Raw genomic sequence first — 15,409 nt, 5'->3', positions numbered from 1 at the left:
AAGGATTGAGACATAAAAGTCTTAATCCTTTTTTGTATAAATGTTTTAGCACTAACGTTTATAATTCTCTTTGAATCCTGTACAGGGCTACAAGCCACCCATTCCTCCAGAAATTTTGGTGAGTAGTTTGATTAATTTAGCAACACTAAAAATTATAGATTCCTATTAATGATAGCTTATTTTTTACCAAATTTTATGCAGAGAAGTCTTCTTATTTGTATTCGTTTTCCCAAGTTGCTATCCTTAATTTGTAGAGAAAAATTAGGAGGAATGTTAAATGGAAAATCCTGATAAAGAAACTCAAAAACCGAAGAAAAATTATTTGTTAAATGATGATAGCAAGAATATTAATCCTGAACCACAAACAGAAGATCCAAATTACAAAGCAGCAGGTAAACTTGAAGGTAAGACTGCCATCATTACGGGTGGAGATAGTGGGATCGGGCAAGCTGTAGCGATTGCTTTTGCAAAAGAAGGTGCAGATGTTGCTATTGGTTACCTAGAATCAGAGGATGATGCAAATTATACAAAAAATCGAATTGAAAAGATTGGTCAAAAAGCCTTAGTGTTTAAAGGTGATGTAGGACAAGAGTCTTATGCTAAGGAAGTAGTATCGAAAGTAATTGAGAAATGGGGCCATCTAGATATATTGGTCAACAATGCTGGCGAGCAACATGTCCAAGAGAAAATTGGAGATATAACCGCAGAACAATTGGATCGAACATTTAGAACCAACATATTTAGTCAATTCTACTTTGTGAAAGCTGCAATGCCACATTTGTCAGAAGGTGCATCAATCATCAACACAACATCCATTACAGCTTATCGTGGAAGTGAACACCTTTTAGATTACTCAGCTACTAAAGGTGCAATTACAGCGTTCACTAGATCTCTTTCTCAAAATAGTGAAGTGATTGATAAAAAAATTCGCGTAAATGGTGTGGCTCCTGGTCCAATATGGACTCCACTTATACCAGCTACTTTTACAGAAGAACAATTAGAGGACTGGGGTAAAGGCGGAGCAATAGAAAGAGCTGGTCAAGCTTTTGAATTGGCGCCAACGTATGTCTATTTAGCGAGTACAGACTCTAGTTATGTTTCTGGCCAAGTGTTGCATGTTAATGGTGGAGTGGTCATAAACGGCTAAAATAGTTTCTTGATTTTTTTAAAATTACAACTAAATGCACTTCTAGTCTGATTACAAGTCGTCTATTTTGAAAACTTATTTTTCATTTGGTAAAGTTAATTATAGAAATATAAGTGTTTGATTTTAGTCCTCATGATTACTTAGCAGGTTGATTAGCTAAACCATAAAGAGGATACAAAGAAGAGGAGCGTGTAAAGGATGAATAAAGTAGTTATCGGTTCATTTTCAAACGTACAAGAAACAACGGCTTGTGTAGAACAATTGATCGCGGAAGGCCATTCAACAGACAGTATAAAAATTGTGACGACTAATCAAGATCCTGCAACGATTCAAAGTCAAACAGGTGTAGAAATCGATAAAGTTTCATCAGAAGAAAAAGAATCTTTCTGGGATAAATTTAAACATTTATTCGCTGATACAGATGAAGATTTGGTATTAGAAAATTTTGGTGTAGATGAAGCTAGTGCAGAGCAATACAATGAGTCTTTGGAAAAAGGTGAATACATTGTACTTGCTGATAAAGATAAAGCCTCAACTTCAAAAACCAATACAACTAAAAAAAATTCTGGGACTGTTGGCCAAGCTGGTCAAGGTGTACGAGAAGTCAGAAATGCTTCACAACCGACCGATGAAGTGAGTTATGCAAATGATGGAAATGATTATTTAAACAATGCTGAAGTTCCTTTAACGAATCAGTTTACAGAACAAGATGAACTTGATGAAAGCATAATAGTGAAATCTGATGTAATCGACACGACAATTCCTGAAACGATTGAAGAAGATGACATTATGGTAGAATCGATTAGACAAGAGAACAAGCCTAGATTGCAAGATAATCAAGACAGTGAATTAACCAATGATTCATTTAGTAGAGATCAAGATCGAAGAGATGATACAAGAGATGTTGTATCTCCAAAAAGACAACCGTGGTCACATAAAAACTTTGATCCTAATGACAATCCGTTGCAAGGAAAACCTACAGAGGATAAATTAAAGCATGAAGATCAGGTTGGCCCTAGTTCACCAAACGAAGAGGAAGTAGATTTGCCAATTTTTGATGGTAGTACTTTATCAAACCAACCGATAAATGACCCAAGAGAAGAGTTCAGAGATTAAATAGTAAAATTAAAAGTGATTCAGGCTTATGTCTGAATCACTTTTTTTAATTAAAATCGTTGCATGATAACTTTCGAACATGTGTTTGTAGTTGTTTTATGTTATAATAGTGGAACTGAAGTAGGAGGGTGATGCTATGATCTATAAACCCAATAGTGGAAATGATGGCTCTTCAACGTCTGAATTACCCAAAATTACAAAGATTGAAGCGCAAAAAAGAAAAGGGCGCTACAATATTTATTTAGATGGAGAATATGCTTTTCCTGTTGATGAAGCTATTTTAATTAAGCACATTTTGCATAAAGGAATGGAGATCTCAAAAACATTCCGTCAAGAATTAGAGATAGAAGATGGGTACCGCAAAGCTTATACAAGGGCGCTCGTTTACTTAAACTATTCTTTGCGTTCAATAAAGGAAGTGAAAGATGATCTGGTCGCTCATGAATTTACTAGCGAAACTGCTGATCAGGTTATCGAACAATTAAAAGAACAAGGCTACTTAAACGATTTAATGTATGCTGAAAGTTATACAAGAACCGCTGCAAATGTTAGCGGAAAGGGGACTTACGTGATAAAAAGAGAGTTGAAAAAACGTGGAGTTAAAGATGAAACGATTGAAGAAGCAATGGAGCAATATCCGTTTGATCAAATGGTAGAAAATGGTGTTGCCTTAGCGGAAAAAGTTATGCGACGTTCTTCGCGTCATTCATCAAGAGAAACTAACAATAAAATTCGTCAAAATTTAATGCAAAAGGGATTCCAATCAGATGTTATTACACAAGTATTGGAACAAATTACTACAGAAAAAGAAGTAGATGAGGAGTATGAAGCATTAAAAGCACAAGGTGATAAAATTTGGCGCAAGCAAACTAAGTTAACAGGAGCTAAAAAAATTCAAAAAGTTAAAAGTGGATTGTTTCAAAAAGGATTTGCTGGCGACTTAATTACACAATATATCAATGAAAAAGAAATGGAAGAAGAGGAAGAATGACATTAAGTGAATCAAATTTAGATGCAACAAACAAAAATGAAATTTATGGTATTCCTATGTGGCCCCAAGAAAAAATCAATCGATTTAGAGAAACCCTCTTAAGTTGGTATGATTTAGAAAAACGAGATTTACCATGGCGAAAAAACAACGATCCGTATCGTATTTGGGTATCTGAAATCATGTTGCAACAAACAAGAGTAGATACTGTTATTCCTTATTATTTAAATTTCATGAATACTTTCCCAACGATAGAAGCATTAGCACATGCACATGAAGACGTATTGTTAAAGGCTTGGGAAGGGTTGGGATATTACTCACGAGTTCGCAATATGCAAACTGCAGCTCAGCAAATCATGAACGATTATGATGGGGAAATGCCTACTGATCCTAAAGAAATTGGTAAATTAAAGGGAATAGGACCTTATACAACTGGCGCGATTTCGAGTATGGCCTTTGGACTTCCTGAACCAGCTGTAGATGGAAATGTGATGCGCGTGTTGAGTCGGTTATTTGAAATTGATGCGGATATTGCTAAGCCGGGCAATCGTAAAATTTTTGAGGCCATCATACGAGAACTGATTGATCCGTATAAACCAGGAGATTTTAATCAAGCATTTATGGATTTGGGTTCAAGTATCTGTACGCCTAAAAATTACCATCCAGAATTAAGCCCCATTAAAGAATTTAATCAATCGTATCAAAATGGCACGTGGGAGAAATACCCCGTAAAAAGTAAAAAGAAAAAAGCAAAGCCGGTTTATTATATAGGGGCGATTATTAAAAATTCAAGTGGTGCATTTTTACTAGAAAAGCGTCCTGGAAATGGCTTGTTGGCTAATATGTGGACTTTTCCACTAATTGAAGAAGAATTAGTGGTTCAGGAAACAGGAATTGCACACGGAACATTGACTCAAGTAGACGATGAAGAGCGAACAGAACAAGTGATGGAAAAGGTTATGACTGAACTGGAAAATAAATACCAAATTAGGCCGACTTTAATGGAAGCACCCTTTGTTGAAGTTCAGCATATTTTTAGTCATTTGAAATGGTTTATCGCTGTTTATTATGGTCAATTACTAATAGAGGAACCTATCGATATTCCTGAAAACTGTTATTGGGTAAAGCCTTCTGACTTTGATCAATATGTATTTCCAGGCCCTCAAACGAAAATGTGGCAAAGCTATTTAACAAAATTTAAAAATCAAGTCTGACAAAACTAGATTAAAGACCCTTTTTTCAGTAACAAATGAAAAAAGAGGTCTTTTTTTTTGAGTGTCGGTTCTCATTTTTTTTTCATTAATTATTTGGTTTTGTACTATAAAGATTAAGAGTTGTGATATAATAAGTACGAGTCGAGTGTTCATTCACTCTCTGGTTTATTATTTACTAAGTTCTTACGATCTTTATGTGAGAAAAAGAAAGTTGGGTTAGGGATGCATATTCCAAAAGAAGGAGAATACATCACAATCCAAAGCTATAAACATGATGGCAGTTTGCATCGCACTTGGAGAGATACAATGGTACTTAAGACAAGTGATCAGTCGTTAATAGGAGTGAATGATCATACTCTTGTAACGGAATCGGATGGCCGAAGATGGCTAACGCGAGAACCAGCGATTGTTTATTTTCATAAGCACTATTGGTTCAATATTATTGCAATGATAAGAGATAATGGTGTTTCTTACTATTGCAATCTCGCTTCGCCTTATGCATTAGATGAAGAAGGCCTGAAGTATATTGATTATGATTTAGATATCAAAGTCTTTCCAGATGGCGAAAAACGCTTATTGGATGTAGATGAGTATGAAGATCATAGCATAAAGTGGAATTATCCTGATGATATTGACCATATCTTAAAAGAAAACGTGAAAATTCTAGTGGATTGGATCAACGAAGAAAAAGGTCCTTTTTCACAAGACTATGTTGACATATGGTATAAACGCTATCAACAGTTATCGCATAAGCAATGACCTTCTACTGGATAAGATGACAGTAATTTCTCCATAATAGATAGACAAATAGTAAAGGGGTTCCAAAATACCGGAGCCTCTTTACTATTTTAGTGAAAAAGTATAGTGGCTTTGAATGAATGTATGGTAAAATAATCAAGGGTTCAATAACAAATGAAATTATTCGAGAGAAAAAATTAATGGATAAATTAGGAGTGAAAAAAGTGTCTAAAAAAAGTGGGTTTATTATTTTTTTACTAATCATTTTAGCTGTAGGAGTTGTCTTTTTTGGCATAAACTTCTCTAAAAAACAGCAAGAACAATTAATGTCAGTTGCTGAACAAACAGATCAAAAAACAGAAGCAGTAACGCAAGAAGATGTATCTACACAGGTTGCTGGATATGAAGAAAGCCGTGGAGAGCTTTCGGTAATAGACTATTTAAAGTACGTTAGCTTATTAAAAGATGAGGTTTCAATCAGTTTTTATGGAGACATCGCTCAAGAAGAGCAATGGGTTTCAGAAATAGATACATACATAAATGATCAAGTTGGCAGCACAATGAAAGTTAATCGTTTACCTTATACCGATTATAATTCTTATCAATTAATCAGTGAAAATAAAGTGACAGATCTTGCTCAAACAAATCCAGATGTTGTATTTTTTCAATTAACTCCTTATGCAGATCAAGAGTTAGATATCGCTTTAGCTGACTCAAGTGATTATTTAGCAATGAATTATGCCGCAATAAAAGATGTCTTGCCTGAGTCGTTGATTGTCTTTGTTTCTCCTAATCCAAGTAGCAGTGAAAAAGGAAACAATAATTCAAGAACACTTGATTATACTTCCTATTTAAATGAGATGGTGTTAACAGTTGAATCTAATGAATGGATTGGGTTCAATTTGCATGATAGCTACCTTGAAAAACTTGAGGCTGACGGAATTTCGTTGGAGAGCACTTTAACAGAGAATGGAAAATCATTGAATGGTGAAGGAACAGCGGTATACCGTGCGTTATTCGAAGAAGCATTAAATCAAAAAAGAGATACTACCAGCGGAATTTAATCAATATCAGTAGAAAAAAAGCAGTTGAGCGAATACGCTCAACTGCTTTTTTTTCTACTATTTTTTATTGTTCAATGTGTTCGATGTTAGAAATATCTGTATCCGGGTTCCAATCGTTTCCTTTATAACTACTGACTAAAATGTTTAAATGCTCTAAATATTCCTCATATTTTAAAATACTGGACATAATATGAATAACCGCATTACTTTGGCCATAGTCATCATGCAAGTATTCTTCCAAACTTGCTTCATCAAAGAAGGACTGCATAAATTCTTTTCTGAGCGGGGCTTTATACGCAATAAAGTTTACACTATCTGGTGAAACACGACCGTTAAATTTTAATAAGATTTGTTCATGTGCTGTGAGTAAAGTTTCCAGACGTTCTCGTATCAAAATACGCAAATCTTTTGGGAAATGATTAAAGGAGTTTTCATATTTATGAAACGTGTAAGACAAATTATAGGCTTCTCTTGTTGTTGCAATGATTTGTCTGTAAACTACTACTTTACGCATTTTTTGAATGCGGTCTTTTTTTCTCGTGGTCACTCCTTCATCTTTGAATAATGAAAGGTAGACATCCATCCGATTGAGCTCTGATTTGATCCATTTTAAATCTTTTTTTAAAATAGGGTATTGGCTGTTTTTCCGCACACTTGCACGTAAAAACTTCATGATTTCAGTTGTTGAGTAGTCGGTAACGTGATACAATTTTTCTTCATACTTTGGAGGAAACAAAATAGTATTCACCAAGAAAGCGATAAAAACCCCCATAATGGTAGCTGCGACTCGTATAGTGGCATAAAGGATAAAATTATCTTCAGTGGTTTCCATAATAACAATTAGTGTTACAGTAGCTAAACCAATCACACTGCTAAGGTTCAACTGATTTAAAATAGCAATCAATAGACAAGCAGCTAACCCAACAATGATATAGTGATTGCCTAAAGTTAACGTGATGGATATAGCAACCAAAGCGCCGATTAAGTTGGCAATAATGCGATCTTTGAGGGTGTTGATGGATCGTTTGACTGATGGCTGCAATGCGAAAATAGCTGATATAGCAGCTAGAACACTGCCAGATGGAAAGTTTAATAACGCAGGAATAGCTAATGCAAGCGCAACAGCTATTCCTGTTTTGAGCGTTCTTGCTCCAATTCTCATAAAATAGTTTCACTCCGATTAATTGATAGTTATACTTGTATGATAAGCTACTTAGAGTCAATAAGCAAAGAATTTATAGCAAATAGTTTGAAAATTAAGATAATAGAACAGCGTACAGTTATATTTTTAAGAAAGTTTAGAAAAAGCTTTATCAATCGCTTTTTTAGTTACATCAATATCTTCTTGTGTATGCATGATGGTTAGAAACCAAGCTTCATATTTACTTGGTGCAAGATTGATGCCTTCGTTCAACATTGCTTTAAAAAACCTTCCGAAACGTTCGGAGTCCGTATTTTTTGCATCAGCATAATCTTCAATTGGATGATCTGAGAAGTAGACGGTTAGTGACCCACCAATTTGGTTCACAACTGTTGGGATGTTATGTTTTTTACCAGCCGCAAGAAGAGCATCTTTTAATTGAATAGCAAAGTCAGCCATTCTTTCATAGATTCCAGGTTCTTGTAAAACTTCTAAACAAGCAATTCCAGCTTGCATAGAAAGCGGGTTTCCAGACATTGTACCGGCTTGATAGGCAGGCCCGAGAGGAGCTACAGTATCCATGATGCGTGATGGTCCACCGTACGCTCCAATCGGTAATCCTCCACCAATAGATTTTCCAAATGCTGTTAAATCAGGAATAACACCTAACATATCTTGAGCGGCTCCGTAATGGAAACGGAAGTTGGTGATTACTTCATCATAGATGACTAAGGCTCCATGCTCATGAGTGATTTCATTGACAGCTTCTAAAAATCCAGGTTTAGGGGCTACCATACCAAAGTTTCCGACGATTGGTTCCACTAAAACAGCTGCGACTTTATCTCCTAATTTTTCCATAACTGCTTTGTAGGATTCAATATCATTGTAAGGTACAGTGACCACTTCTTTTGATGTACCTACTGTTACTCCACCGGAATCTGTGGTACCTAGTGTAGATGGTCCGCTGCCTGCTTCAACGAGTACGAGATCAAAATGACCATGGTATTGACCAGTAAATTTAACGATCAACTCCCGGTTTGTATACGCACGAGCAACACGAACGGTTGTCATAACGGCTTCAGTTCCAGAATTTGTAAAACGTACTTTATCCATTGAAGGAATAGCAGAGGTTAACATTTTTGCAAAAGTCACTTCATGTTCAGAGGGTGTACCAAATAACACACCGGTATCCGCAGCTTTTTTTATTGCTTTTACAATATGAGGATGATTGAATCCAGTTATAATGGGTCCAAAAGCTGCTAAATAGTCAATATAGCGATTGCCATCAACGTCATATAAATAGGCTCCATCCCCACGCGCCATAGTAACCGGATTGCCTCCTCCAACGCCTTTAAATGAGCGGCTTGGACTATTCACTCCTCCAACAATAACTTGGTTCGCTTCATGAGCTAACCGATCGCTTTGAGTATGGTTTAACATAAAATAATTGCCTCCTTAAAAGTATAATCATTTCTATTGTAATGCTCCCACCATAGAAGTGCAATAAATCCTTTGATAGCGATAAAAGGATTTATTTGCAAAGTTAAGATAGAAAAGTTATCATTAAATTATAAAACATTTATTATAAGGTAATAATCACTATTAAGTAATCATTATAAAAAAAATATAAGCATTGGAATTTTTTTATTCATTAACTTTGAGAGGAAGAGAATTATGACCTCAAATCATTTAGTCGCTCATTCGATTGAGAAATTAAAGCGCGCGCACATACGTATTACGCCACAGCGTTACGGTATTTTAGAATATTTAATTGAGAATGACAACCATCCGACAGCGGATGAAATTTATCAAGCTTTGGCAGTTAGATTCCCTAATATGAGTGTTGCAACTGTTTATAATAATTTGCGATTATTTACTAAAGTAGGTTTTGTGGATGAAATGAACTATGGAGACGCTTCAAGTCGATTTGATTTTACTTCTGCACAACATTACCATGCCATCTGTGAAGAATGTGGAAGAATTGAAGACCTTTATTATCCAGGATTAGAGGATATTGGTGAAGTAACGACTACTCTGACCGGTTTTAAGGTTAAGCGACATCGATTAGAAATTTACGGTGTCTGTCCGGAATGTCAATTGAAATTAGAAGGAAATGAAAAATTGTGAATCGTGCTAAAGAGGAATAGGATAAATAAAAAACACCTTTTTGGTGCTTTTTTATTTTGCGTAAGATTAAAGATTATTAAGGGAACATTGACACAAAAATAAATTCTCTATACTATTAGCTTTATAATGGAAGATACAGATAGAGTATATAAATAGATATGAGACTAGATAAAGGAAGGGAGACGGCATGACTACACTTAATGATGTTGCGAAAAAAGCGAATGTATCAAAAATGACAGTATCCAGAGTGATCAACCATCCCGAACAAGTGACTGACGAATTAAAAGAACTTGTTTTTGAAGCAATGGAAGAACTTAATTACCGTCCAAATGTTGCAGCAAAAGCATTGGTCAATAACCGTACACAAATCATAAAATTGTTTATCCTTGAAGAAATGGACACAACAGAACCGTATTACATGCATTTGTTAACCGGTATTGCACGAGAATTAGATAATCGTCATTACTCTTTACAATTGGTTACTAAAAATAATTTTGATATAGGTGCGTGTGATGGATACATTATTTGCGGCATGCGTGAGAGTGATTACAATTGGATAAGCGGTGCTACAAAACCCGTCGTTTTATTTGGTGAAAATCGACATGGTTATGATTTTGTTGATTCGAACAATAAAGAAGGAATTGCGAAAGCAACACAATATGGCGTTGATTTAGGGTATGAGAACATTATTTTTATTGGGATGGATGTAAAAGAACCCTTTGAATATTCACGTGAGAGTGGATACATAGTTACGCTTCAAAAAAATAAACGCCTACCAGAAATTCATCGTTTTGAAAATCGTTCGCGTTATGCTGCAGAGTTTATTAGAGAAAACTGGGAGAAATTCAAACCCAGTACGCTCTTTATTTGCAGCTCAGATCGTTTAGCCATTGGGATCCAAAGAGGAATTATCAATATGGGTGGAAGTATACCTGCTGATTTTGGCATTATTGGATATGATGGCGTTTTTTTAGATCAGATTGCTTTCCCACAATTGACTACAGTCAAACAACCTGTTATTCAAATGGGAGAAGCTTGCGCTAAAATGGTGTTAAATAAGATTGAACAAAAAAATGCACCTCAAGGAGAACTTTTTTTTACTCCGGAATTAATTATTAGAGGAACAACTACACAACAACAACCCTTTTCAAAATGTTGAAAATTTATTTTAGAAAGAAGAATGAATATGACTAAAGCTATGATTATTGTAAATCCTTCTTCGGGTGGAGAAAAAGCAGAAAAATATATGGGAAAATTGAAAAAGCAAATTGAACCTGATTTTACTGAACTTATCATTAAGAAAACGGAAAAAGCAGGAGATGCCACAGCATTTTGTGAAGATGCTGCCCTAGAAAAATATGAAGCTGTTTTTGTATTGGGCGGTGATGGAACTGTTAGTGAAGCCGTTAATGGATTAATGTTGCATCAAGCTCAAACGATATTAGGAATTATACCGCTTGGAACAGTTAATAATGTTGCTAGAGCTTTGGGGATTTCAACGAATCCTGATATAGCAATTGACTCATTTAAACAGCGTGCGGTTAAACAAATTGATGTAGGGAAATTAAATAGTCGGTATTTTATTAGTTCAACTTCCGTAGGTCCAATACCGGAATCTATTCAAGAAGTAGATGTTGAGATGAAAACCAAATTTGGTGTGTTTGCTTACTTGATTGAAGGAATAAAAGCTTTAAGAGATGACGAAACATACACAGTTGAATTAGAAGTTGATGGAGAGAAATGGGTAGCCGATTACAGCATGGTCTTAATTGCCATGAGTAATTTTGTTAGTGGAGTGGGTACTGTCATTCCTGGAGCCGAAATGGATGATGGTTTTATCCATTTAGTGACATTAAAAGAAACCACAGCTAAAGAAAAATTGAGTTTAGTGCCAGAATTACTTCAAGGAAAAGAATACACTAAAGAAAAATTGGAACATCGCGCTTTTAAAAAAGCAACCATTCGATTGTTAGAAGATGAGGATACCTACTGCACTGTTGATGGCGATAAAGGTCAACCGTTTCCGATTAAACTAGAAGTGCTACCAAGTTCACTAGCAGTTTTTGTTCCAAAAAACTAACTAGTATAAAGCTTTTCTGAAATTTATGTGATTATTTCTCTAAAGCACCATAGTTCAGGCGAGGCTAATCAATGGTTGTCTATAATATTAGTTAAATGAATTTTTTTTAGATCCTAATTTGATCAATAAACCTCCTTTATTAGTCAAATAATAACTTGTTCTGGTGCTTATTAATCAATAAATTTACTGTATTAGTCAAATAATTCCTTACTCAGCACCAATGTAATCAATAAACGAAAACAAAATTCCTTTTCTCATTAAATATGTAGTTAGAACAGGAAAATAAAGCAAAAAAGAGGTGGGGACAAAAGTCCCACCTCTTTTTTGCTTTATTACTTTATATTTTTTCTGTCAGTGGAGATAGTAAACCCGATTCGTAAAATTGATCCATATCTTCTTTAGGAACCATGCTCCCGCCAGTTGCCCATGCAATATGTGTAGCTTGTTCCATTTTATCCATCAAATGATGTTTTTCTAAATAACTTTTGCCTTCCTCAGTCTGAAACAGTCTGAGTGCACCTGGAACTCCCGCTAAAGCAGCTGGTTCTAAAAAGATTTTTTCTTTATCAATAAGAGCACTTAATAAACGGTTTGTTTCAAAGTCATCAATAGTATAAGAACCGCTAAAAAAGTGTTTCATAATACTAGCAACTAGTTTTGATGTACGAGGTACGGCTAATCCATCGGCGACGGTTAAACCATCTAAGCCAAAATCTTTAACGGATACTTCATTATATTTTTGAGTCATTAATCCTACTGTCATGGAAGGAACATGTGTAGGTTCTGCGAAAAAACAATGAACATTGTCCCCGTAAATTTGTTTTAAACCGAAAGTAATCCCACCTGGTGAACCACCAATACCACATGGCAAGTAAACGAATAAAGGGTGAGTTTCGTCTACAATAATATTTTCTTGAGTCAATTGTTTTTGTAACCGATTGGCAGCAACCGTATAGCCTAAAAACAATTCAATTGAATGTTCATCATCGACGTAATAACTCATTGGATCTAAATTAGATTGCTGACGTCCTTTTTCTACGGCATTTGTAAAGTCAGACTCATGTTCAATAACCGTGACTCCACGAAAACGCAATAAATCTTTTTTCCATTGCTTTGCTTCCACGGACATATGTACCGTGACATCAAAGCCTAACTTAGCACCGACAGTTCCTACGCTGATACCCAGATTTCCGGTAGTACCTACCGCAATTTTATAATTTGAAAAGAATGATTTAAACGATTCACTTGCAAATACGGCATAATCATCTGCGTAACTGGTAATCAAACCATGTTCTAATGCTAGATTTTCTGCATGCTTCAACACTTCATAAATGGCTCCTCTTGCTTTGATCGTTCCAGCAATTGGTAGTGTATCGTCTCGTTTTAATAAAAAAGTCCCTGGGATAGAAGAATGATAAACTGTTTCAAGGTATTCTTTCATAAAAGGAATCGAAGATAAAGGGGATTCAATGATTCCATTGGCTACTTCAGTTTCTGGAAAATCGATTCTTAAGTAAGCCGCAAAACGGTTTAAGCGTTCTTCAGCATCATTCACATCATCTTTTGTATAGGGAACTAAGGACGAAGCTTCTTCAAATGGAATTTTAGCTTCGTTGATCCAAAAGATTTCTTTTAAAGAAAGAAGATCTTCTAATTGGGGGATTTCTTTTTCCCATGTATCCACAGTTTTACCAGCAACACTAATACTTGTCATTATTATACCTCTTTCTACTAGGCAATTACGCCTGTTGCAATTACTGAAAGAGTAACACTTTTAGCATTTGAAATCTAGAAAGTTCCTTATTTTTTAGGGAATTATTAGAAATCCTCAGCATATGATTCTGTTTCGTTTAGTTTTAAATTCAATTTTAAATAAATAAAAAACGGACGCCATTGGATGAGACTAGAATAATCTTAAATCACTAAAGTGGCAATCCTCTTTATGAATGAATACAATAATTACTATAAGCAGTTATCCATTTATAAAGGAGTGGTAGGAATGCAAGAGAATAATTGGTGGAATGAAGCAATCGTTTATCAAGTTTATCCAAGAAGTTTTAAGGATACAAATGATAATGGTATAGGAGATCTTAAAGGAATCATCAGCCGTTTAGACTACATTCAGCAATTAGGTGCGACAGCTATTTGGCTCAATCCCATTTTTTCTTCACCACAAGTCGATAATGGTTATGATGTCTCTGACTATTACACGATTGATCCAATTTTTGGAACTGTTGAGGATGCAGTGGAATTAATCGAAGAAGCGCATAAACGTAACTTGAAAATTATTTTTGATTTAGTTGTCAACCATACTTCTGATCAGCATGTTTGGTTTCAAGAAGCCTTAAAAGGACCAGACAACCCTTATCGCAATTTTTACATTTGGGAAGATGCAAAAAAAGGTGGTCATTTGCCCAATAACTGGGTCTCTGTTTTTGGTGGATCGGTGTGGGAAAAGGAACCGGTTGGAGAACAGTATTATTTCCATCTATTTAAAAAAGAAATGCCAGATTTAAACTGGGACAATCCAGAGGTCGAAAAAGCAATTTTGGATGTAGGGAAATTCTGGATGGATCATGGAGTAGATGGATTCCGATTAGACGCATTTATTCATATGGACAAAGCTAATGATTTTTTCCAAGTCGAAATGGAAAATGGTGAAGAACTGGTATCTGCGCAAAAAATAAATGCTTTTTACCCAATATTAAAAATTATGTTCAAAAGTTATCGATGGATTTGCGTAAAGTTAAAGAAGATATTTTCATCTTAGGAGAAGCAGCTTCAGCGAACGTTGATTTAGCCTTTGAATATACCAATCCTGATAATAATATGTGCAATGCCATTATATCCTTTTTAATTTTTCCAGAAGATGAGTCAATGAAAGATCCTCGGTTACCTTTTAATATGCAAGCAGGCCGGCTAGATAAAAAAGCATTCAAAAAAGTCATGAATGAGTGGCAAAATAAAATGGATCCATATGGCGGCCCAATTTTATATTGGAACAATCACGATATGGCACGTGCACTATCTCGCTATGGAAATTTAGAGGAACACAGGGATAATAGCAGTAAGATGTTGGCAACGTTAATGTATCTTCAAAAAGGGATACCGTTTATCTATAACGGGGAAGAGATCGGCATGCGTAATTTACATTATAGTGACCGCGCACAATTTGATACTCCAGGTGCAATCTCTTTTTATGAAAAAGCAAAACAACTAGGGTATTCTGAGGAACACATCTTAAAAGAGTTAAACCATACTGGTCGTGATGTTAGTCGAGGAGCTATGCAATGGGATAATTCTGAGTACGCTGGGTTTTCATCAACTAAGCCTTGGAGCGGTGTAAACGTAGAAGAAAAATACAATGTGGCAGCTCAAGAAAAAGATCCAAACAGTATCTTAGCCTACTATAAAAAAGTTTTAAAATTAAAGAAAACAGCAGTATTTACGAAAGGATCATTTACTTTACATGAGACAAAAGATACATTATACATTTATGAACGAAACTACGATGGGCAACGAGCAATTGTCTGCTGCAATTTAACGGACACACAAGAACATCTACAAGAAGAAGGTGTTTCAACACTGGGATGGAAAGTTATTTTGCAAAATGAAGGCAATGCTATCGATAAAGATGCCATTACATTTGCACCATATGGGACCATCGTTTTTATGTATGAAGATCAACTAGCTGATGAAACAGCAGAAAAAGAATAAATTTCAACTAAAGAAGTTGTTAACGGTAACAATGCAATTTTCATTGTAAGTGCTTTCTGGATTCTGTAAGCTAATAG

At 35.3% G+C, this 15,409-nt stretch carries 14 protein-coding genes; 11 read left to right on the top strand and 3 right to left on the bottom strand.

Annotated elements, in window-relative coordinates; translation table 11 throughout:
- Positions 1 to 277 precede the first annotated feature (277 nt).
- From CAR_RS07045 to CAR_RS07020, 6 genes are all read left to right on the top strand, one after another.
- Positions 278 to 1,147 carry an SDR family oxidoreductase gene (locus tag CAR_RS07045; protein ID WP_013711015.1) on the top strand — a complete coding sequence of 290 codons (870 nt, stop codon included), beginning with the start codon at positions 278 to 280 and terminating at the stop codon, positions 1,145 to 1,147.
- A gap of 198 nt (positions 1,148 to 1,345) precedes the next feature.
- Entirely contained in the window at positions 1,346 to 2,263 is a 918-nt protein-coding gene (locus CAR_RS07040; RefSeq protein WP_013711014.1) for a general stress protein, read from the top strand.
- A 136-nt stretch (positions 2,264 to 2,399) separates the two neighbouring features.
- A complete protein-coding gene (gene recX, locus CAR_RS07035) occupies positions 2,400 to 3,254 on the top strand; it encodes a recombination regulator RecX (protein ID WP_013711013.1) in 855 nt (284 codons plus the stop codon).
- Positions 3,251 to 4,465, top strand: a complete 1,215-nt coding sequence (mutY, locus tag CAR_RS07030) for an A/G-specific adenine glycosylase (protein WP_013711012.1) — start codon at positions 3,251 to 3,253, stop codon at positions 4,463 to 4,465. Before recX ends, mutY begins: the two co-directional genes overlap by 4 nt.
- 222 nt (positions 4,466 to 4,687) lie before the next feature.
- Positions 4,688 to 5,224, top strand: a complete 537-nt coding sequence (ntdP, locus tag CAR_RS07025; protein ID WP_013711011.1) for a nucleoside tri-diphosphate phosphatase — start codon at positions 4,688 to 4,690, stop codon at positions 5,222 to 5,224.
- Positions 5,225 to 5,427: 203 nt separating this feature from the next.
- On the top strand, positions 5,428 to 6,267 hold the full coding sequence (locus CAR_RS07020) for a hypothetical protein (RefSeq protein ID WP_148229394.1): 840 nt from the start codon (positions 5,428 to 5,430) through the stop codon (positions 6,265 to 6,267).
- A gap of 64 nt (positions 6,268 to 6,331) precedes the next feature.
- On the opposite strand, the gene CAR_RS07015 is transcribed toward CAR_RS07020, so the two are convergent.
- Entirely contained in the window at positions 6,332 to 7,429 is a 1,098-nt protein-coding gene (locus CAR_RS07015) for an FUSC family protein (RefSeq protein ID WP_013711009.1), read from the bottom strand.
- A 126-nt stretch (positions 7,430 to 7,555) separates the two neighbouring features.
- On the bottom strand, positions 7,556 to 8,848 hold the full coding sequence (locus CAR_RS07010) for a glutamate-1-semialdehyde 2,1-aminomutase (RefSeq protein WP_013711008.1): 1,293 nt from the start codon (positions 8,846 to 8,848) through the stop codon (positions 7,556 to 7,558).
- A 234-nt stretch (positions 8,849 to 9,082) separates the two neighbouring features.
- On the opposite strand from CAR_RS07010, the gene CAR_RS07005 reads away from it, so the two are divergent.
- The 3 genes from CAR_RS07005 to CAR_RS06995 all read left to right on the top strand — a co-directional run bounded on the left by CAR_RS07005 (position 9,083) and on the right by CAR_RS06995 (position 11,615).
- On the top strand, positions 9,083 to 9,535 hold the full coding sequence (locus CAR_RS07005; protein WP_013711007.1) for a Fur family transcriptional regulator: 453 nt from the start codon (positions 9,083 to 9,085) through the stop codon (positions 9,533 to 9,535).
- A 187-nt stretch (positions 9,536 to 9,722) separates the two neighbouring features.
- Positions 9,723 to 10,694 (top strand): LacI family DNA-binding transcriptional regulator, encoded by a 972-nt coding sequence (locus CAR_RS07000; RefSeq protein WP_013711006.1) that lies wholly within the window; start codon positions 9,723 to 9,725, stop codon positions 10,692 to 10,694.
- Between the two features lie 27 nt (positions 10,695 to 10,721).
- Positions 10,722 to 11,615: a diacylglycerol/lipid kinase family protein gene (locus CAR_RS06995; RefSeq protein ID WP_041556376.1), complete on the top strand. Its 894-nt coding sequence runs from the start codon at positions 10,722 to 10,724 to the stop codon at positions 11,613 to 11,615.
- 337 nt (positions 11,616 to 11,952) lie between these two features.
- Here the strand turns inward: CAR_RS06995 and CAR_RS06990 are convergent, their stop codons facing one another.
- Positions 11,953 to 13,329, bottom strand: coding sequence for a D-serine ammonia-lyase (locus CAR_RS06990; protein WP_013711004.1), 1,377 nt, complete (start codon positions 13,327 to 13,329; stop codon positions 11,953 to 11,955).
- Between the two features lie 285 nt (positions 13,330 to 13,614).
- Between CAR_RS06990 and CAR_RS13390 the strand changes: the two genes are divergently transcribed.
- Together CAR_RS13390 and CAR_RS13385 are read left to right on the top strand one after the other, a co-directional pair.
- Positions 13,615 to 14,385, top strand: a complete 771-nt coding sequence (locus CAR_RS13390; RefSeq protein ID WP_274413340.1) for an alpha-amylase family glycosyl hydrolase — start codon at positions 13,615 to 13,617, stop codon at positions 14,383 to 14,385.
- The gene (locus CAR_RS13385; protein WP_013711002.1) at positions 14,346 to 15,332 is read left to right on the top strand and encodes an alpha-amylase family glycosyl hydrolase; all 987 of its coding nucleotides are present in this window, start codon (positions 14,346 to 14,348) and stop codon (positions 15,330 to 15,332) included. The genes CAR_RS13390 and CAR_RS13385 overlap by 40 nt, the downstream gene beginning before the upstream one ends.
- Positions 15,333 to 15,409: the final 77 nt, after the last annotated feature.

Origin of the sequence: Carnobacterium sp. 17-4 (assembly GCF_000195575.1) — a bacterium.
Classification (GTDB): Bacteria; Bacillota; Bacilli; order Lactobacillales; family Carnobacteriaceae; genus Carnobacterium_B.
This window is presented reverse-complemented; position numbering and strand designations above follow the sequence as displayed.

Bases quoted from the DNA above. Each gene is read 5' to 3' on its own strand.
- CAR_RS07045 (WP_013711015.1), top strand. From the start codon at position 278: ATGGAAAATCCTGATAAAGAAACTCAAAAACCGAAGAAAAATTATTTG.
- CAR_RS07040 (WP_013711014.1), top strand. From the start codon at position 1,346: ATGAATAAAGTAGTTATCGGTTCATTTTCAAACGTACAAGAAACAACG.
- recX (WP_013711013.1), top strand. From the start codon at position 2,400: ATGATCTATAAACCCAATAGTGGAAATGATGGCTCTTCAACGTCTGAA.
- mutY (WP_013711012.1), top strand. From the start codon at position 3,251: ATGACATTAAGTGAATCAAATTTAGATGCAACAAACAAAAATGAAATT.
- ntdP (WP_013711011.1), top strand. From the start codon at position 4,688: ATGCATATTCCAAAAGAAGGAGAATACATCACAATCCAAAGCTATAAA.
- CAR_RS07015 (WP_013711009.1), bottom strand. From the start codon at position 7,429: ATGAGAATTGGAGCAAGAACGCTCAAAACAGGAATAGCTGTTGCGCTT.
- CAR_RS07010 (WP_013711008.1), bottom strand. From the start codon at position 8,848: ATGTTAAACCATACTCAAAGCGATCGGTTAGCTCATGAAGCGAACCAA.
- CAR_RS07005 (WP_013711007.1), top strand. From the start codon at position 9,083: ATGACCTCAAATCATTTAGTCGCTCATTCGATTGAGAAATTAAAGCGC.
- CAR_RS07000 (WP_013711006.1), top strand. From the start codon at position 9,723: ATGACTACACTTAATGATGTTGCGAAAAAAGCGAATGTATCAAAAATG.
- CAR_RS06995 (WP_041556376.1), top strand. From the start codon at position 10,722: ATGACTAAAGCTATGATTATTGTAAATCCTTCTTCGGGTGGAGAAAAA.
- CAR_RS06990 (WP_013711004.1), bottom strand. From the start codon at position 13,329: ATGACAAGTATTAGTGTTGCTGGTAAAACTGTGGATACATGGGAAAAA.
- CAR_RS13390 (WP_274413340.1), top strand. From the start codon at position 13,615: ATGCAAGAGAATAATTGGTGGAATGAAGCAATCGTTTATCAAGTTTAT.
- CAR_RS13385 (WP_013711002.1), top strand. From the start codon at position 14,346: ATGGATTTGCGTAAAGTTAAAGAAGATATTTTCATCTTAGGAGAAGCA.